The following is an 18,407-nucleotide window of genomic DNA, read 5'->3' as shown; positions in this document are numbered from 1 at the left end:
CCGTCAGGCCGAACGGCGGCGCAGTGAGGCGTCGTTGAGGACCGCCGGGGTGTAACCGGCATCGCGGGCCGACAGGTTGGTGCCGGGCGGGACGATCTCGTCGATCCGGTCGAGGACGTCCCGGCTCAGCCTCACCTTGTCGGCGCCGAGCTGGCTCTCCAGCTGCTCGAAGGTGCGCGGACCGATGATCGCCGAGGTGACGGCCGGGTGCTCCAGCACGAAGGCCAGGGCGAGTTGGACGAGGGTGAGACCGGCCTCCTCCGCGAGTACGGCGAGGGCCTCGGCGGCCGCCAGCTTGGCCGCGTTCTCCGGTGCGGCGATGTCGAAGCGGGCGGCCTGGCGCTCGGCGCGGCTGGAGGCAGGCTGCTCGGCGCCCGTGCGGTAGCGGCCGGTCAGCCAGCCGCCGGCCAGCGGGCTCCAGGACAGCACGCCGAGCCCGTACCGCTGCGCCACCGGCAGGACCTCGCGCTCGATGCCCCGGGCGAGCAGCGAGTACGGGGGCTGCTCGGCGACCACGCGTTCGCGGCCCCGGCGCTCCGCGATCCACTGGCCCTCCACGATGGCGGAGGGCTCGAAGGTGGAGGTGCCGATGGAGCGGATCTTGCCCTGGCGGACCAGGTCGGTCAGGGCGCCGAGCGTCTCGTCGAAGTCGGTGCCGGGCTCGGGACGGTGGACCTGGTAGAGGTCGATCCAGTCGGTTCCGAGACGGCGCAGGCTGTTCTCCACCTCGCGGATGATCCAACGGCGGCTGTTGCCGGACTCGTTGGGGTCGTCGCCCAGTCGGCCGTGGAACTTGGTGGCCAGCACGACGTTGTCGCGCCGCCCTCCCGCGAGCGCCTTGCCGACGATGGTCTCCGACTCGCCCTGCGAGTAGACGTCGGCGGTGTCGACGAAGTTGATGCCGGAGTCCAGGGCGTGGTGGATGATCCGGACGCTGTCGTCGTGATCGGTGTTGCCCCGGGCGCCGAACATCATGGTGCCCAGCGCGAGGGGGCTGACCCGGACGCCGGTGCGGCCGAGGTTGCGGTATTCGGTCATCGTGCACTCTCCTTGACGAGCTGAACGGTGGGGTCGGGGTGGTCCTGCGGCGGGAGGGGGCCGCCGCCGGTCTGCCGGAACGCCTCCCACAGGCGGTGGTACGGGCCCCGCGCGGCGAGGAGTTCGGTGTGGGTGCCGCTCTCGACCACGGCTCCGGCGTCCAGGACGACGACCCGGTCGGCGCGGGCCGCGGTGGTCAGCCGGTGGGCGACGACCACGGTCGTACGGCGGCGGCACAGGGCCTCCGTCGCGGCGGCGACCCGGCGTTCGGTGGCCAGGTCGAGCGAGGCGGTGGCCTCGTCGAGCAACAGCAGGTCCGGGTCGACGAGTTCGGCCCGGGCCAGGGCGAGGAGCTGGCGCTGTCCGGCGGAGAGGTTGCGGCCCCGCTCCCCCACCTGCTGGAGGTAGCCGAGCCGGAGCCCGGCGATCATCTCGTGCGCGCCCACCGCGCGGGCCGCGCTCTCCACCTCGGCGTCGGTGGCGTCGGGGCGCCCGTAGGCGATGGCGTCCCGGACGGTGCCGCTGAAGAGGTGGGGTTCCTGGGGGACGAGGCCCAGGCGCCGCCGGTACTCCGCGAGTTCCAGGTCGCGCAGGTCGTGGCCGTCGACGCGGACGGTCCCGGCGGTCGGGTCGTAGAAGCGGGCCAGCAGTTTGACGACGGTGGACTTGCCCGCGCCGGTCGCCCCGACCAGGGCGACGGTCTCGCCGGGGGCGATGCGGAGCCGGAGCCCGTGCAGGACCTCCTGGCCGCCGCCGGCTCCGTAACCGAACGACACCGCGTCGAACTCGACCTCACCGCGCAACTTGTCCACGGGCAGCGGCTGTTCGGCCGGTGGGGTGCCCGCCGGGGTGCGCATCAGGGAGCGGAGGCGGCCGAGGCCGATCACCGCCTGCTGGTAGCCGTCGAAGACCTGGGAGAGCTGCTGGATGGGCGAGAAGAACAGCTCCACGTAGAGGAGGAAGGCGATCAGCGTGCCCGCGCTCAGCTCGCCGGAGCGCACTTGGCCCGCGCCGACGACCAGGACGGCGGCGGCCGACAGGGTGCCGAGGAACTCCACGAACGGGAAGAACGTGCCCATGTACCGCTGGGCGCGCAGCCGTGAGTCCCGGAATCCCCAGGCGAGTTGGGCGAAGTCCCGGGCGTTGTGGTGCTCTCGGCGGAACGCCTGGGTGACGCGGATGGCGGTGACGTTCTCCTGGAGGCAGGCGTTGACCGCGCTGACGCGCTCCCTGGCCTCGCGGTAGGCGGGAACGGAGTGGTGGCGGAAGAGGGCGGTGGCGGCGATCAGGACGGGGAGGGCGACGAGCAGGACGGTGGCGAGGCCCGCGTCGATGACGAGCAGCGCGACCAGGACGCCGAGGACGGTCAGCAGGCTGACGACGGCGGTGATCAGACCGGTCTGGAGGAAGGTGGACAGGGCGTCCACGTCCGTGGTCATCCGGGTCATGATCCGGCCGCCGAGCTCCCGTTCGTAGTAGTCCAGGCCGAGCCGCTGGAGCTGGGCGAACGTCTTCACGCGCAGGGTGTAGAGCAGCCGTTCGCCGGTGCGTCCGGTGGTGCGGACCTGGGCCACCCCGATCAGCCAGTTCACCGCGGTCACGAGCCCCGCGACGGCCGCCGCCGCGAGGAGGACTCCCCCGGCCTGGCGGGCCACCCCGTGGTCGACCCCATGGCGTACGAGGACGGGGACCGCGATCTGCGCCCCCGCGTCCAGGGCGACCAGGAGCAGCCCCAGGAGGAGCGGGAGGCGGAAGGGCCGCAGCAGGGTGCCGAGGTGGAACTCCCGGTCGGCGGCGACCGCTTGGGCGGTGGGCACCTTCGGATCGGCCTCGGGCAGCGGGAGGCGGGCGAGCCCGGCGATCAGCTCCGGGCTGGGCGGGGCGGAGCCGAGCACCCCGCCGCCGGGGCCGCCGCGTCCGGGCCCGGCGGTGGCGGCGGCCTCGGCCAGCGCCTGGGCGGCGCGGACGGCGGTGCCCTCCTCGGTGTCGGCGGCCTCGGCGGCCTCGCGCCGCCACAGATCCGCGGTCACCCCGCCCGCCGGGGCCTCCGGCACGGGTTCGGAGGCCGTGGGCTCGGCCGTCGACAGCAGCGTACGGAACAGGGCGGAACGGGAACGGAGTTCGTCCAGGGTTCCGGTGTCGGTGATCCGGCCGCCGTCCAGTACGGCGATCCGGTCGGCGAGTTCCAGGGTGGAGCGGCGGTGCGCCACGATCAGCGTCGTACGGCGACGGGTCGCCTCGTGCAGCCGGGCGTGGATGCGGGCCTCCACCCGGGCGTCGATGGCGGAGGTGGCGTCGTCCAGGACGAGGACGGCCGGGTCGGCGGCGAGGGCGCGGGCGAGCGCGATGCGCTGGCGCTGGCCGCCGGAGAGGGTGAGGCCCTGTTCGCCGACGACGGTGTCGTACCCCTGCGGGAGGCGCTCGATGAACTCGTCGGCACAGGCGATCCGGGCCGCCTCGCGGATCTGTTCGTCGGTGGCGTCCGGGACCCCGTAGGCGATGTTGGCGCGCACGGTGCCGGAGATCAGCAGGCTCTCCTCGAAGACGAACCCGATCCGGGAGCGGAGCGAGGCGAGGGAGAGCTCGCGGACGTCGGTGCCGTCGACGGCGACCGTTCCGGAGGGTACGTCGTAGAAGCGCGGCAGCAGGGCGGCGGCGGTGGACTTGCCGGAGCCCGCCGCGCCGATCAGGGCGACAGTCTCGCCGGGACGGACGTCGAGCGTGAAGTCATGGAGGAGCGGATCACCTTCTCCGTAACGGAAAGTGACGGACCGCCAGGAGAGGGCGGGCGGGCGTTCCGGGTCGTCGGGCAGCTCGCGGGCGTCCGGTGCGTCGGTGATGACGGGGGCCTCGTCGACGACCTCCAGGACACGTTCGGCCCCCGCCCGTGCCTGCTGCCAGACGGTGAGCAGGGTGGCGACCTGGCGTACGGGGGTGACGAAGGAGCCCAGGTAGGTGGTGAAGGCGAGGAAGGTGCCGAGCGAGATCCGGCCGTGCAGGGCCATCCAGCCGCCCAGCGCCAGGACAGCGACCTGGCCGAGGGCCGGGACCGCCTGGAGTGCCGGGTTGTAGCGGCTGGTGAAGCGGACGACGCGCAGCCGGGAGGCGAACAGCGTACGGGCTCGCTCCTCCAGCCCGGTGAGCTCCCGGCTCTCCTGGCCGAAGCCCTTGACGACCCGGACGCCGGTGACGGTCGCCTCGACGGTGGCGGCGACCTCGGCGGCCTCCTGCTGGGCGTGCCAGTTGGCGGGGAAGAGGTCGCGGCGGCTGCGCAGCGCGATGGTGTAGAGCAGCGGCCCGACGACGAGCGCCACGACGGTCAGCAGGGGCGAGAGCCAGGCCATGAAGACCAGCGAGAAGACGAACATCAGGACGTTGCCCGTGAGGTTCGGCAGGAATTGCAGCAGCGTCTGGATGAGGGTGATGTCGGAGATGGACCGGCTCACCACCTGCCCGGTGCGCAGCCCGTCCTGCTGGGCGCCGCCGAGACGCAGGAGGGCGGCGAAGGCGTCGTTGCGCAGGTCGTACTGGACGCCGAGGGAGAGCCGCCCGGCCCGGTAGCGGCGGGTGAAGCTCGCGCCGAAGCGTACGGCGCCGAGCGCGGCGAGCAGGCCGATCCAGGGGGTGAGGGAGGCGGTGGTGCCGTCGGCGACCCCGTCCACGACATGGCGCAGGACCAGGGGCAGGGTGGCGGTGGCTACGGCGGCAACGAGTGCGGCGCCGAAGGCGAGGAGGAGGTCGGTGCGGTGGCGCAGGCAGTAGGCGAGGAGGCGCCGGGCCCAGCCGGTGCCGGCCTCCCGGGGCAGGGGGCCGGCACCGCCGCGCGTCGTACAGTCGGTCACCGGGCCCCCGCCGCGGCCAGGTCGGTGTGAGGTGCGGAGGCGGCCGGGGCCGCACGGTCCGCCCGGTCCGCCTGGCCTGCTTGGTCCGCCGTGTCGAACAGCTGGTTGGCGGGGCGCGGCAGGCCGTAGTGCTCGCGCAGGGTGGAGCCGGTGTACTCGGTGCGGAAGAGGCCGCGCTCCTGGAGGATCGGGACGACCCGGTCGACGAAGACCTCGAGTCCCGAGGGGAGCACGGCGGGCATGATGTTGAACCCGTCGGCGGCCCCGCTGTCGTACCAGTGCTCGATGGTGTCGGCGACCTGCTCGGCGGTCCCGGCGAAGGTGCGGTGGCCGCGTCCGCCGCCGAGCCGCCCGATGAGCTGGCGTACGGTCAGACGTTCGCGGCGGGCCAGCTCCACGATCAGGGTGTAGCGGCTCTTGGCTCCCTCGATCTCGTCCTCGGTGGGGATGTCCTCGGGGAGTTCGGCGTCCAGGTCCAGGTCGTCCGGGGCGATCTTGAGGCGCAGGGCGAGCTGGCGTTTGGCGTACTCGGGGACGATGAGCCGGTCGAGCTCGGCGTCCAGTTCGCGGGCCTCGGCCTCGGTGTCGCCGATGACGGGGACGATGCCGGGCAGGATCTTGATGCCGTCCGGGTCGCGGCCGAGCGCCACGGCCCGTGCCTTGACGTCCCGGTAGAAGGCGATGCCCTCCTCCAGGGTCTGCTGGGCGGTGAAGACGGCCTCGGCGTACCGGGCGGCGAAGTCCTTGCCGTCCTCGCTGGAGCCCGCCTGCACGAGCAGCGGGTAACCCTGGGGCGGGCGCTGGACGTTGAGGGGGCCGTCCACGCGGAAGAACTCGCCCCGGTGGCCGATGGCCCGGACCCGTTCGGCCCGGGCGTGGACGCCGCTCTCCTTGTCGGCGACGACGGCGTCGTCCGCCCAGCTGTCCCAGAGCTTGGTGGAGACCTCGACGAACTCGGCGGCCCGGCGGTAGCGCTCGTGGTGCAGCGGGGTGTCGTCCAGGCCGAAATTGCGGGCGGCGTCGGCCCCGGCGGTGGTGACGATGTTCCAGCCGGCCCGGCCGCCGGAGACATGGTCCAGCGAGGCGAACCGGCGGGCCAGGTTGTAGGGCTCGTTGTAGCTGGTGGAGGCGGTGGCGATGAGCCCGATGCGCTCGGTGGCCCCGGCCAGCGCGGTGAGCAGGACGGTGGGCTCCAGCTTGGCGGCCGGACGGCGGCCGGGGTCGCCCATGAGGACGGGGCTGTCGGCGAGGAAGAGGGAGTCCAGACGGCCGCGTTCGGCGATCCGGGCGAGGTTCTTGTAGTGCTCGATGTCGGAGCCCGCCTCGGCGGGGCTCTCGGGGAGCCGCCAGGACGCCTCGTGGTGGCCGGTGGACATGAGGAAGGCGTTGAGGTGGAGCGGCTTGCGGTTCTTGGCTGCGGGCATGGGTGTCTCCAGGCAGGGGCGGGCGGGGTTCCCGGTGCGGGTGATGTCCGTACGAGGGCGGGGTTCCCGATGCGGGTGAGGCCAGTACGGGTGCGGGGCTCCCGGCGCGGGTGATGTCCTTACGGATACGGAGAGTTGGCGGCGCACTCCGGGCGCGCGCGGCGGTGGTTCAGGCCGTCGGTGGCACGCCGGGCGGGCGGCCTGCGGCTCAGCCCGGCGGCGGCTGGATGACCCCGAGGGCCGTGAGCAGGGTGTCGCGGTACTCCTGGAAGCGCGCGTCGCGGCGGGAGCGCGGGGTCGGCAGGTCGATGGCGAGGTCGACGGAGATCAGCCCCTCGTCCAGGACCAGGACCCGGTCGGCGAGTTCGACGGCCTCGTCGACGTCGTGGGTGACCAGGAGGACGGCGGGGCGGTGGCGTTCGTACAGTTCGCGCAGCAGGCCGTGCATCTTGATCCGGGTGAGCGCGTCGAGGGCGCCGAACGGCTCGTCGGCCAGGAGGAGTTCGGGTTCGCGGACCAGGGCCCGGGCGAGGGCGGCGCGCTGCTGTTCGCCGCCGGAGAGCTCGTGCGGCCAGGAGCGGTCGCGGCCCGCGAGGCCGACCTCCTCCAGGGCGGTGAGGCCGCGTGTCCGGGCGCCGGGGCCGCGCAGCCCGAGGATCACATTGTCCAGGACGCGGAGCCAGGGCAGCAGCCGCGAGTCCTGGAAGGAGAGCGACACCCGTTCGGGGACGGTGAGTTCGCCGGAGCCCTCGACCGTGTGGTCGAGGCGGGCGACGGCCCGCAGCAGGGTGGACTTGCCCGAGCCGCTGCGGCCGAGAAGGGCGGTGAACTCCCCCGGCGCCACGGTCAGGTCGAGCTCCTTCAGAATGATCCGGTCGCCGAACTTCCGTACCAGCCGCTTGGTCCGGACAGCGGGCCGGGTCCCGGTGATCAGCCCGCCAGGGTGCGTCGCCATGACAGGGCCCTCCTCTCGATGGCGCGTACGGCCGCGTCCGAGGCGAAGCCGAAGATCCCGTAGGCCACCAGGCCCACGATGATCACGTCGGACTGGGCGTACTGCTGGGCCTGGAACATCATGTAGCCGATGCCGCTGGTGGCGTTGATCTGCTCGACGACGATCAGTCCGACCCAGGACGAGGTGACGCCGAGGCGCAGGCCGACGAAGAAGCCGGGCAGCGAGCCGGGGATCACGACCTTGCGGATGAACTGGGCCCGGCCCAGGTCGAGTCCCTCCGCCAGCTCCACATACCGGCTGTCGATGGAGGTCAGGAACGCGAAGGTGTTGATGTACATGCTGACCGCGACGCCGAGGGCGATGACGGTCACCTTCATCTCCTCGCCGATGCCGAGCCAGAGGATCAGCAGGGGCAGCATGGCGAGCGAGGGGATGGCGCGCTTGATCTGGAGCGGCCCGTCGATCAGGTACTCGCCGCTGCGGCTCAGTCCGGCCGCGACCGCGAGGACGACGCCGCTGACGACACCGAAGAACAGGCCGAGGCCCGCTCGCTGGAGGGAGATGAGGACGTTGTCCTGGAGGCGCCCGGTGGCGACCAGGTCGGAGGCGGTGGAGATCACGCTGCCGGGCCCGGACAGGATGCGCGGGTCCAGATAGCCGGAGGCGGAGGCCGCCCACCACAGGGCGACGAGCAGGGCGGGGCCGATGAGCCGGCCGAAGGGCAGGGACCGGCCGGGGCCGAGCCGTCTGCGGGTGCCGCGCGCGACGGTGGCGGGGCCGGGCTCCCGGGGCGGGCCGTCACCCGGGGGCGCCGCGCCCTTCGTGAGGACGGCGGGCCCGCCCGTACGGGCCGTGGGCAGCAGGTCGGTCATGAGGTCTCCCGGTACTCGGCCGCGACGGACTCCGCCGCCAGGCCCTCGAAGCGGCGGTCGAACAGGTCGGTGACGTCCTGCTCCGGTACGAAGCCGCCCTCGGCCATCAGGTCGGCGGTCTCCTGCTCCCACGCGATCGCCTTGTCCCAACTGACCGGGAACTGAGGCTTGTTCAGGGAGGAGACGATGCGCTTCCCGTCGGCGGCGGAGACGCCCTGGTCCTTCACGTAGTACGTGTCGATCCACTCGTCGGTGTTCTCCCACGCCCAGACCAGGCCCTTGGCCCAGAGCGGGATGAAGTTGCGGACGGCGGCGGCCTTCGCGGGGTCGTCGAGCACCTCGACCGGGGCCCACAGGACGGTGAGCAGGTCCACGACGTCGGTCTTGACGGCGGCGGCCCCGTCCTTGGCGTACTGGTCGAGGTACTTGGTGAGGGACGGCTCCCCCAGCGGCGCCACGTCGACCTGCTTCGACTGCAGGGCGGTGAGGAACTGGGTGCTGGGCAGGGCGACGAGTTCGACGTCGCTGTTCTTGAGCCCGGCGGCCTTCAGGGCGCGCAGGACGACGACGCCCTGGGCCTGGCCCTGGGAGAAGCCGATCTTCTTGCCGCGGAAGTCCGCCACCGAGGCGATGGCGGTGCCGGGGGCGGTGGCGAAGGTGTAGATGGGCAGGGGCCGCACCTGGACGGCGACGATCCGGGTCTGCACGCCGATGGCCTTGGCCTGGATCGGGGGAATTCCCGCATTGGAGGCGAGGTCGATGGACCGGGCCCGGAATCCCTGGATGATATCCGGTCCCGCGCTCAGGTTCGGCCATTCGGAAACGGTGAAGGCGAGGTCCTTCTTGAGTCCGGAGGGTTCGAGCTGGAGCCGGGTCTGGCGTACCGCCACGGCCAGTTTCGTTCCGGGCGGCGGGGCGCCCGAGGGGAGTTTTCCGGCGGGTTCGGCGTTGGCGGCCGTCTTCACCTGAGGGGAGCAGGCGGCGAGACCGAGAACCGTTCCGGTGGCGAGGGCGAGAAATGATCTGCGGCCCACGGTTCGCGCGGTGGCGGAAGGGCCGTCGGTGGGGTGAGGAGACATGAGAGGTATTCCTGTGCTCAGAGGGAGTGGTAGGTGCCGTTGTGGAAGAGCAGCGGGCTGCGGCCCTCGTCGAGCCAGGAGTCGGTGACCCGGGCGATGACGATCCGGTGGTCCCCGGCGGGCACGATCCGCTCGGTCTCCAGCCGCAGCCAGCCGGCCGACCCGTCGAGCACCGGCTCGCCCCCGGCCAGCCGCCGCCAGGCGGTGGGGGCGGCGAACCGGTCGATGCCGCTGGTGGCGAAGGTGCGGGCGACGGACTCCTGGTCGGCGCCGAGGAAGTTGACGACGGTGGAGGCGGCCCGCTCCACATGGGGCCAGGAGGAGGTGGTGGTGCCGATGCCGTAGGAGACCAGCGGCGGGTCGAGGGAGAGCGAGGTGAGCGAGGTGGCGGTGAAGCCGACGGGCCCGCGGCCGGAGTCGGCGGTGACGACGACCACGCCCGCCGGATAGCGGCGGAACACCTGCTTGAAACGGTCCGGGGCGTACCCGGCGGCATACGGGGAAACGGTGATGGTCAACATCTCTCCTGGAGGGGAAAGGCGGAAAAGGACGCGCGGCGGTAAGGAGACGGCGCGGCGGGCGAGAACGTACGGGAAAAGTCACGCGACCGGTTCCGCGGCGGACCGCGCGGAACGCCCGTGCGTCAGCGGGGTGTTTCGGGGACGCGGAGTGTTATCGGGGACCCGGACAGGGGCGACAACGGAAAGGCCGGGAGGAATTGCTCACCGGTGCAGCCGTACGACAGCGGCAGCGGCATGCCGTGCGGGGCATGCTCTGCTGAATACGTCGGCGGCTGGTCATGTATCCATCTTCCCGGCCGGCCGACGGGCCGGTCAACAATGCAACTTTCTGAATTAAGTCGGATTCCGCGCCGGCCGTACGGAGGCCGATCCGCCCGGTCAGGACACGGCGGGCAGCGCGGGCCACGGCCCCAGCGGGTCGGTGTAGAGCGCGCCGAGCGCGACCGCGCCGCCCGCCGTGGCCAGCACCGATCCGGTGAAGCTGCTCGGCACCACGGCCCGTTCGGGGTCCTCGCAGACCCAGGACCGCTCGGCCACCTCCGCCCGCAGATCGGCCAGGCACTCCGGAATCCGCCCGGACCCCGGCTCGACCACCACGAGGACCTCGGGGTCGAACATGTCCAGCAGCAGCGCCGCGCCCCGGCCCACCAGCCGGGCCCTGCGCCGGAACAGCGCGAGAGCCCGCGCGTCACCGGCCAGTGCCCGGTCCAGGAGCTCGGTGAACGAGCCGACAACCAGGCCCTGTTCGGCGGCCCGGCGCACCATGGCCCGCTCGGAGACCTCCGACTGGAGGCACCCGGTCCGCCCGCAGGAGCACGGTTCGGCGCCGCCCGATCCGCCGGAGCCCAGGGGCAGATGGGCCACGCTGCCCGCGCCGGAGCGGGGACCCAGGTGCATGGCCCCGGAGCTGGCGAACGCGGCGTCCACCACCGCGCCGACGAAGAGCAGGACGGTGCTGGCCCGGGTCGACGCCTCGCCGAACAGCTGCTCGGCGCGGGCCAACGCCCGTGAGTGGCTGTCCACATGGACGGGCAGCCCGGTGGCGGCTTCGAGGATGTCGCGCACCGGGACGTCCCGCCACCCCAGGTGCGGGTGGTCGACGACCACTCCGGCGGCGGGGTCCACCCGGTGTCCGGTGGCGAAGCCGAGGGCGAGGACGGTCCGGCCCGCCCCGTGCGCCTCGGTGAGCCGGGGCAGCCGCTCGGCGAGGTCCCGCAGCAGGGCGGGGCCGGAGGAGAGCCCGCGCGGGGAGCGGCCGGGGACGGTGGCGTACGGGCCCGTCGCACCGATCGCGTGCGGCCGGCGGTCCTCGGCGACGATCCGGCCGCGCAGGTCCATGAGGGAGACGGTGGAGTGCGCGACGGCGACGTGGGCCCCGGCGACCAGATAGCGGCCGGTGTCGATCTCGACGGGGATGTGGGGGCGGCCGAGCCCCTTGGGCCCGGCGGTCTCGGCGCTCTCCCGGACCAGCCCCCGGGCCAGCAGGCTGCCGACATGGCCGGTGACCGCGGCCGGGGAGAGCCCGGTGAGGCGGGCGACGGTGGAGCGGGCGACCGGCCCGTGGTCGAGGATCGCGCTCAGCACGGAGCCGGTGCCGGAGGCCCGGCGGGCGGGTCCGGCGGCGGGGATGTCGGAGCGGCGCAGCGGGGCGGGGCGGCGGGCGGGCGCGGTCAGACGTTTCACGTGTCTTCCAGGTCCTCGGTGGCAGCGGGCCGTGCGGGAAGGCCCGTGATCGGGGCCCCGGGCCCCAGCCCGGCCGGTGCGGCCGGGGGCTGCGGCTTCTCCCGTGGGACGGTCGCCCGGCGTGCGCGCGCCGGACGGGCTCCGGCCGCGGTCGCTCGGGGACTCGGTGGTGCGGTCAGGCCCGGTGACACGCCGCGGAGCACACGCGCTTCAGGTCGACATGACCTCGCGTCGTCAGGTGTGCGGATCGCTGCATGGCGCGCAACGTAGCCGGAACGGCCCAACCCGGTCAAACGTCCGACCGGATGGTGGACGGCCGTCTCACGGGGGCACGTTGCCCGGACATTGCCGCATGTGACGGGCGTATGGCGGGCTCCGGCGGCGACCCCCGGCGGACGCGGTGACCTGTTCTCCACCCGGACGATGCCGGGAATTAACCGGTGATGCCTTGTCATGCCCCGTTCTACGCGCATAGTTTTCTGTGTCTCACTACCAAGTTGGGGGCACCTCCTCGTGCAGATATCCAGATCCGGTTCCGTCCTGCTGACCGGCGCCGTCGCCGTCGCGCTCGCGGTGACCGCCCTGCCCGCCGCCCAGGCGGCCCCGTCCGCCACCGCCGTGATCTCCGAGGTGTACGGCGGCGGGGGCAACTCCGGCGCCACGCTGACCCGGGACTTCGTCGAGCTGGCCAACGCCGGTTCCGTACCCTTCGAGGTCGGCGGCCTCACCGTCCAGTACCTGCCGGGCGCTCCGTCGGCCGGTTCGCAGTGGCAGGTCTCCGCGCTCACCGGGACGATCGCCCCCGGCGGCCGCTACCTCGTCGCCCAGGCGGCGGGCACCGGCGGCACCGTCGCCCTGCCCACGCCCGACGCCACCGGCACCATCGCCATGGCCGCCGGAAGCGGCACCGTGGCCCTGGTCTCCGGCACCGCCCCGCTCACGTGCAAGACTGCGGCGGACTGCGCGGCCGAGCCCCGCATCGTGGACCTGGTCGGCTACGGTTCCGCCGTCGTCCGGGAGGGCAGCGGACCCGCCACCGGCGCCTCGGCCACGGCGTCCGTCGCGCGGGCCGCCTCGCTCGCCGACACCGACGACAACGCGGCCGACCTCTCCGCCGGTGCCCCGACCCCCGTCAACGCGGCCGGTGAGACGTCCGGCGGCGGCCAGGAGCCGGAGGAGCCCGGCCCCACCGAGCCCGGCCCGGTCCGCATCCACGACATCCAGGGCACCACCCGGGTCTCCCCGCTCGACGGCACGGCGGTCACCGGCGTGCCGGGCGTCGTCACCGGCGTACGGGCCACGGGTTCGCGCGGTTTCTGGATTCAGGAGACCGCGCCCGACGGCGACCCGCGCACCAGCGAGGGCCTCTTCGTCTACACCGGCTCCACCGCACCCGCCGTGCGGGTGGGCGACGCCGTCCTGGTGAGCGGGAAGGTGGCCGAGTACTACCCGGGCACCGCCACCCAGTCGATCACCCAGATCACCGGCCCCCGCACCACCGTCCTCTCCTCCGGCAACGCGCTGCCCGCCCCGGTCGTCCTCGACGCCCGTTCGGTGCCCGGCCGTTACGTGCCCTCGGCGGGCGGCGGTTCGATCGACGCGCTGCCCCTGGAGCCGAAGCGGTACGCCCTGGACCTGTACGAGTCCCTGGAGGGCGTCCGGGTCCGGATCGCCGACACCCGGGTGACCGGGGCGACGACGGCGTACGACGAGGTCTGGGTGACGGTCAAGCCGAAGGAGAACCCGACCCGACGCGGCGGCACGCACTACGCCTCGTACCAGGACCAGAACACCGGCCGCCTCAAGGTGATGTCGCTGGACCCGGCGCGGCCGGTGCCGACGGCGAACGTGGGTGACGTGCTGAAGGGCCGCACCACCGGCGTTCTGGACTACGCGAGTTACGGCGGCTACAACCTCCAGGCCACCGAACTGGGCACGCACGTCGACAAGAAGCTGCGGCGCGAGGTGACGCGCAAGCAGAAGAAGAACGAGCTGGCGGTCGCCACCTACAACGTGGAGAACCTGGACGCGCGCGACGACCAGGCCAAGTTCGACACGCTGGCCGAGGGCATCGCGAAGAACCTCTCCTCCCCCGACATCGTCTCGCTGGAGGAGATCCAGGACGACAACGGGCCGGTCAACGACGGCACGGTGGGCTCCGAGGAGACGCTGAAGCGGTTCACGGACGCGATCGTCGCGAAGGGCGGCCCGCGCTACGCCTGGCGCTACATCGCCCCCGAGAACAACAAGGACGGCGGCGAGCCCGGCGGCAACATCCGCAATGTCTTCCTCTACAACGCCCAGCGGGTCTCCTTCACCGACCGGCCGGGCGGCGACGCCACCACCCCGGTCCAGGCGGTGAAGACGTGGAAGGGCGTGCGGCTCTCCGCCTCCCCCGGCCGGATCAACCCGACGAGCCCGGCGTGGGAATCCAGCCGGAAGCCGCTGGTGGGCGAGTTCACCTTCCGGGGCAAGCCGGTCTTCGTCATCGGCAACCACTTCGGGTCCAAGGGCGGTGACCAGCCGCTGCACGGCCGCTTCCAGGAGCCGAACCGCTCCTCGGAGACGAAGCGGATTCAGCAGGCCGCCGAGGTGAACACCTTCGTCACCGCGCTGCTGAAGGCGGACAAGTCGGCGCGGGTGGTGGCGCTCGGGGACTTCAACGACTTCGAGTTCTCCCCGACGTTCACGGCGCTGACCAAGGGCAAGGTGCTCAAGCCGCTGATCACGACGCTGCCCGCGTCGGAGCGGTACAGCTATGTCTTCGACGGCAACTCGCAGACCCTGGACCACATTCTGACGAGCCCGGGCATCCGGCGCTTCGACTACGACGTGGTGCACATCAACGCGGAGTTCGCCGACCAGGCGAGCGACCACGACCCGCAGGTGGTACGGGTGAAGGTCGACGGCCTCTGGTTCTGAGACCGGAGCCCGGCGGGCCCGGGCCTGGTGGGCTCGGACCGGCGGGCTCAGCCCCAGCGGGCTCAGACCCGGCGGGCTCAGACCCGGCGGGCTCGGACCCGGTGGGTCGGACTACCGGGTCCGGCCCACCGGGGCACCCGCCTGGCGGGGCAGGCTGACGGGGGCACTCGCGGGCGGCCCCTCGGTGAAGAACCGCGCCACCAACTCCGCGACTTCGACGGCCCGTTCGAGGACCACCCAGTGGTCGGACTCCGGCAGCGTCAGGAACCGGCTGCCCTCGATGGTCGCCGCGAACTCCCGCTGCCGCTCCGGTGAGGTCACCGTGTCGTGCTCCCCGGCGAAGACCAGCGCCGGTACACCGCTCAGCCCGCCGGAGAAGTCCGGCCGGTCCGCCAGCGCCCGGTGGAGCGAGTCCGCCGCGTGCGGCGAGCGGGCGAGCGCGTGCAGGAACGAGCGGCGCACATAGCGCCGGGCCAACTCTCGCCGGTACACCGGGCGTTCGGGGTCCAGGCACATCAGCGCGTCGGCGGCCAGCGCGGCGAACCCCTCCTGGTCCCCGGCCGCCAGGAGCGCCCGGCCCCGCTCCCACCTCTCCACCTGCGCCGCGCCGATGTGCACCGGTACGCCGCCGAGGGCGAGCCGGGCCACCCGCTCGGGGTGCCGCCGCGCGAAGCCGAAGGCGATGGCGGTGCCGTACGAGAAGCCGAAGAGGTTCATCCGGGGGGCGCCCAGGTCGTCGGCGATCCCGAGGACCGCCCGGCGCAGGATGTCCGCGCTGGGGCCGGGCGGCAGCGGGTCGGCGGAGCCCATACCGGGCAGGTCGGCGGTGACCACGTCGGCGGCCGGGCCCAGGTGGTCGTCCATCTGCGGCCAGCCGTACATGCCCTGGAGCGCGCCGCCGAGGACGAGCGCCGGTTCGGTGGCGGGGGCGGCCCCCGCGCCGCGGTCGTGACGCAGGACGCGGTAGCTGTAGCGCACTCCGTCCACCGAGAGCGTCCGGATGATCTCCTCGGGCATAACTGCTCCCCAACTCCCTTACGTTCAGGCCCTAGTGAGGACGAGCGCCGCGTTGTGGCCGCCGAAGCCGAGCGAGGTCTTGACCGCGCAGTCGAAGGAGGAGGCCCGGGCCTCCTTGGCGACGATCTCCATCGGGATCTCCGGGTCGGGCGCGTCCAGATTGACGGTGGGCGGGACCAGTTGGTGCTGGAGGGCGAGCACGGTCAGCGCGGCCTCGATGCCGCCCGCCGCGCCGAGGGTGTGCCCGGTCATCGCCTTGGTGGAGGTGACGAGGGGGCTCTCGCCGAGGACGCGGCGGAGCATGGTCGCCTCGATGAGGTCGTTGGAGAGCGTCGAGGTGCCGTGCGCGTTGACGTGTCCGACGTCGGCCGGGGAGATGCCCGCGTCGGCGAGCGCGGTGCGCAGGGCGCGTTCGATGCCGAGGCCGTCGGGGTCGGGGGCGACGGCGGAGTGGGCGTCGCTGGAGGCTCCGTAACCGCTGACGTGGGCGCGGACGGTGGCGCCCCGGGCGCGGGCGTGGTCCGGGTGCTCCAGGACGAGGAGGCCCGCGCCCTCGCCCACGACGAAGCCGTCGCGGTGGGTGTCGAAGGGGCGGCAGGCGGCCGTGGGGTCCTCGCGGCGGGTGGAGACGGCCTTGAGGCTGCACGCGCTGGCCAGCAGGAGCCGGGTGCAGGTGGATTCGGCGCCGCCCGCGATGACGATGTCGCAGGCTCCGGAGCGGAGCATCTGGTGGGCGGTGCCGATGGCGACCGTACCGGAGGAGCAGGCGGTCGAGACGGACTGGCTGGGGCCCCGCACGCCGAGGTCCAGACTGACGCTGCTGGCCGCCCCGTTGACGACGCTGAGGGGGGCGAGCTTCGGGGAGACCCGGCGGGCGCCGCGCCCGGCGAGGACGGCGTGCTGCTCGTCGTAGAAGGGAAGCCCGCCGTGGGCCGAGCCGATGACGATGCCGACCCGGCCGCTGTCCCAGACCGACGGGTCGAGCCCGGCGTCCGCGACGGCCTCGCGGGCGGCGATGACGGCGAGCTGGGCGAAACGGTCCATCAGCCGCTGGGCGGCCACCCCGAGCACCTCGCGCGGGTCGCAGTCGGTGACGGAGTAGAAGAAGTCGCAGGGCAGGCCCTCGAGTTCGGGCCGGGGGCCGACGGAGGGGGCGAGCCCTTCGGTGACCCCGTGCCAGGCGGCCCGTACGCCCGTACCGGCCGAGGTGACCAGGCCGACCCCGGTGACGGCGGCGGCGTACGGGGCGAGCGGCGTACGGCGGTAGGTCCCGGTCGCGGGGGCCGTGGGGGCGCTCATGCGGTGGCCTTCACATGGACGACCTCGATCAGCCGGCCGAGGGTGTCGCGCGAGGTGAGCGCGATGTCCTCCAGGTCGACGTCCAGCCGGTCCTCGATGAGCAGCCGCAGCTCCTCCAGGGCGAGGGAGTCCAGCCGCAGCCGGTGCAGCGGAACGTCGGGGCGGAGTGCCTCGGGGTCGGTTCCGAACTTCGCTACCAGCAGGGCGCTGATCTCTTCCGAGGTGGTCATTGGCGCTCCTGGGCTCAGTGACGCGGTGACGCCGGCCGCGCGTTGAGGGGTGAGGTGGGATGGGGCCATCGGGGGACGCCGGCTGCTCCGGAAGGACCCTTTATACGCCTTCACGGAGGGGTTCCCGGGCCGCGTTCCCCCGTGCGGTGGGGACCCTGTCCAGGTGTACGAATCCCCCGGTACGGCCGGACGGGGGTGCAGGATGGACGTACGGACCGTACGAGGAGAAGGAACGGCCCGTACGAGGAAAGGGAGAGGCACATGGCGGCGGAAGCGGACGGCGCGGCGGAGGTCGAGGTCAGCCCCACCGACTGGGTGGCCCGGCAGGCGGAGCTGTACGAGTCGTCGGGCGGCACGAAGGGGACGACCCAGCTCGGGGTCCCCTGTCTGCTGATGGACTACGTGGGGCGGCGCAGCGGGGCCGTACGGCGCACGGTGCTGATGTACGGGCGGGACGGCGAGGACTACCTGATCGTGGCCTCCAACGGCGGATCGGACCGGCCGCCGCTCTGGTATCTGAACCTGCGGGCCAACCCCGAGGTCGAGCTCCGGGTGGAGACCGAGCGCTTCCCGGCCGTGGCGGCGACGCTCCCGGCCGAGGAGAAGGCCCGGGTCTGGCCGCGCCTGGTGGAGCTGTTCCCGCGCTACGCGCAGTACCAGGCGGGCACCGAGCGCGATATCCCAGTGGTCCGGCTGACCCGGCGCTGAGCGGCCAGGGAAAAGCAGCTTTGTCGATGTGTCTGTGTATCAAGCGCAGTGAGTGCAGCGAGAGGAGCCGTTCATGAGCACGGCGAGAGACCTGTTCATCATCTCCGTGGATCAGCCGCCAGAGCAGGCCGTGGGGCAGGGCGATCTGTCGCTCGCGCTCGCGGGTGCCGAGCTGATCGACCTCATCGGCGCGGGGGCCGTCACCGTGGACGGCGACCGCATCGTGCCGGGCGGTCCGCCGGCCGCCGGGGACCGGCTTCTCGGCGAGGCCGCGGCGCTGCTCGTCCGGCAGCCGCCCCACGAGCGGATCGAGGACTGGCTGTGGCGCCGGGGCCGGGACCTCTCCGCCGGGTACCGGACCGCGCTGGAGCGGGACGGTGAGCTGGTACGCAGGCGGAGCGGCCGGCTCTCCCTCGGCCCGGAGCAGGTGGCACCGGCCGATACGCCCGCCCGCCGCCGGGCGGCCGACCGCTGGGAGGAGGGGGAGGCCGTGCTGACCGCCCTGGCCTCGGCGGTGGGCCTGGGCAACAGCGGTGACAGCGACGGCAACGACGGCAACGGTCCTTCCGGCGAAGAGACCGGCCTCGAAACCGGGACCGAAACCGGGCCCGAAACCGGGCCCGAAACCGGGCTCGACGACGCGGTGACCACCGTGGTGGCCGCCGTCCATGACGCGGTGATGGAGCTGGAGGCCGTACGCCAGAGGCGGGCCATCGAGAACTCGGCCTTCGCCAACCTCTGGCGCGGCCCCTGAGAGAAACGCGCCCGCGGCATATGACGGACGGGCCGTCAGCACCCCTTATGGAGCGGTGGTCCG

General features: G+C 73.1%; 14 protein-coding genes. 3 read left to right on the top strand and 11 right to left on the bottom strand.

The genetic code is table 11. The features are described from left to right. Nucleotides 1-3: 3 nt before the first annotated feature. The 8 genes from B7C62_30460 to B7C62_30425 all read right to left on the bottom strand — a co-directional run bounded on the left by B7C62_30460 (nucleotide 4) and on the right by B7C62_30425 (nucleotide 11,414). Nucleotides 4-1,038 (bottom strand): aldo/keto reductase, encoded by a 1,035-nt coding sequence (locus B7C62_30460; GenBank protein ARF76114.1) that lies wholly within the window; start codon nucleotides 1,036-1,038, stop codon nucleotides 4-6. Further along, a complete protein-coding gene (locus B7C62_30455) occupies nucleotides 1,035-4,880 on the bottom strand; it encodes an ABC transporter ATP-binding protein (protein ARF76113.1) in 3,846 nt (1,281 codons plus the stop codon). The genes B7C62_30460 and B7C62_30455 overlap by 4 nt, the downstream gene beginning before the upstream one ends. Further along, nucleotides 4,877-6,304, bottom strand: a complete 1,428-nt coding sequence (locus tag B7C62_30450) for a monooxygenase (protein ARF76112.1) — start codon at nucleotides 6,302-6,304, stop codon at nucleotides 4,877-4,879. The genes B7C62_30455 and B7C62_30450 overlap by 4 nt, the downstream gene beginning before the upstream one ends. Nucleotides 6,305-6,512: 208 nt before the next feature. Further along, nucleotides 6,513-7,259 carry a sulfonate ABC transporter ATP-binding protein gene (locus B7C62_30445; GenBank protein ID ARF76111.1) on the bottom strand — a complete coding sequence of 249 codons (747 nt, stop codon included), beginning with the start codon at nucleotides 7,257-7,259 and terminating at the stop codon, nucleotides 6,513-6,515. Then, nucleotides 7,235-8,131: an ABC transporter permease gene (locus B7C62_30440; GenBank protein ID ARF76110.1), complete on the bottom strand. Its 897-nt coding sequence runs from the start codon at nucleotides 8,129-8,131 to the stop codon at nucleotides 7,235-7,237. The genes B7C62_30445 and B7C62_30440 overlap by 25 nt, the downstream gene beginning before the upstream one ends. Further along, nucleotides 8,128-9,210 carry an ABC transporter substrate-binding protein gene (locus B7C62_30435; GenBank protein ID ARF76109.1) on the bottom strand — a complete coding sequence of 361 codons (1,083 nt, stop codon included), beginning with the start codon at nucleotides 9,208-9,210 and terminating at the stop codon, nucleotides 8,128-8,130. The genes B7C62_30440 and B7C62_30435 overlap by 4 nt, the downstream gene beginning before the upstream one ends. Before the next feature lie 17 nt (nucleotides 9,211-9,227). After that, entirely contained in the window at nucleotides 9,228-9,731 is a 504-nt protein-coding gene (locus tag B7C62_30430) for a flavin reductase (protein ARF76108.1), read from the bottom strand. Nucleotides 9,732-10,109: 378 nt separating this feature from the next. Next, nucleotides 10,110-11,414, bottom strand: a complete 1,305-nt coding sequence (locus tag B7C62_30425; protein ARF76107.1) for a sugar kinase — start codon at nucleotides 11,412-11,414, stop codon at nucleotides 10,110-10,112. 513 nt (nucleotides 11,415-11,927) lie between these two features. Here B7C62_30425 and B7C62_30420 point away from each other — a divergent pair. Beyond that, the gene (locus tag B7C62_30420; GenBank protein ARF76106.1) at nucleotides 11,928-14,336 is read left to right on the top strand and encodes an endonuclease; all 2,409 of its coding nucleotides are present in this window, start codon (nucleotides 11,928-11,930) and stop codon (nucleotides 14,334-14,336) included. A gap of 111 nt (nucleotides 14,337-14,447) precedes the next feature. On the opposite strand, the gene B7C62_30415 is transcribed toward B7C62_30420, so the two are convergent. Genes B7C62_30415 through B7C62_30405 form a run of 3 tightly spaced genes read right to left on the bottom strand, consistent with a single transcriptional unit; the run spans nucleotide 14,448 to nucleotide 16,882 of the window. Next, a complete protein-coding gene (locus tag B7C62_30415) occupies nucleotides 14,448-15,353 on the bottom strand; it encodes an alpha/beta hydrolase (protein ID ARF76105.1) in 906 nt (301 codons plus the stop codon). A 24-nt stretch (nucleotides 15,354-15,377) separates the two neighbouring features. Next, nucleotides 15,378-16,652, bottom strand: a complete 1,275-nt coding sequence (locus B7C62_30410; GenBank protein ARF76104.1) for a 3-oxoacyl-ACP synthase — start codon at nucleotides 16,650-16,652, stop codon at nucleotides 15,378-15,380. After that, entirely contained in the window at nucleotides 16,649-16,882 is a 234-nt protein-coding gene (locus B7C62_30405; GenBank protein ID ARF76103.1) for an acyl carrier protein, read from the bottom strand. The genes B7C62_30410 and B7C62_30405 overlap by 4 nt, the downstream gene beginning before the upstream one ends. Before the next feature lie 261 nt (nucleotides 16,883-17,143). On the opposite strand from B7C62_30405, the gene B7C62_30400 reads away from it, so the two are divergent. After that, nucleotides 17,144-17,590 (top strand): nitroreductase, encoded by a 447-nt coding sequence (locus tag B7C62_30400; protein ARF76102.1) that lies wholly within the window; start codon nucleotides 17,144-17,146, stop codon nucleotides 17,588-17,590. A gap of 73 nt (nucleotides 17,591-17,663) precedes the next feature. Continuing rightward, a complete protein-coding gene (locus B7C62_30395; protein ID ARF76101.1) occupies nucleotides 17,664-18,344 on the top strand; it encodes a GPP34 family phosphoprotein in 681 nt (226 codons plus the stop codon). The last annotated feature ends 63 nt before the right edge of the window (nucleotides 18,345-18,407 follow it).

It is taken from the genome of Kitasatospora albolonga (assembly GCA_002082585.1).
Taxonomy (GTDB): domain Bacteria; phylum Actinomycetota; class Actinomycetes; order Streptomycetales; family Streptomycetaceae; genus Streptomyces; species Streptomyces stephensoniae.
Note: the sequence above shows the minus strand (reverse complement) of the source record. Positions and strands in the feature narration are given on the sequence as shown.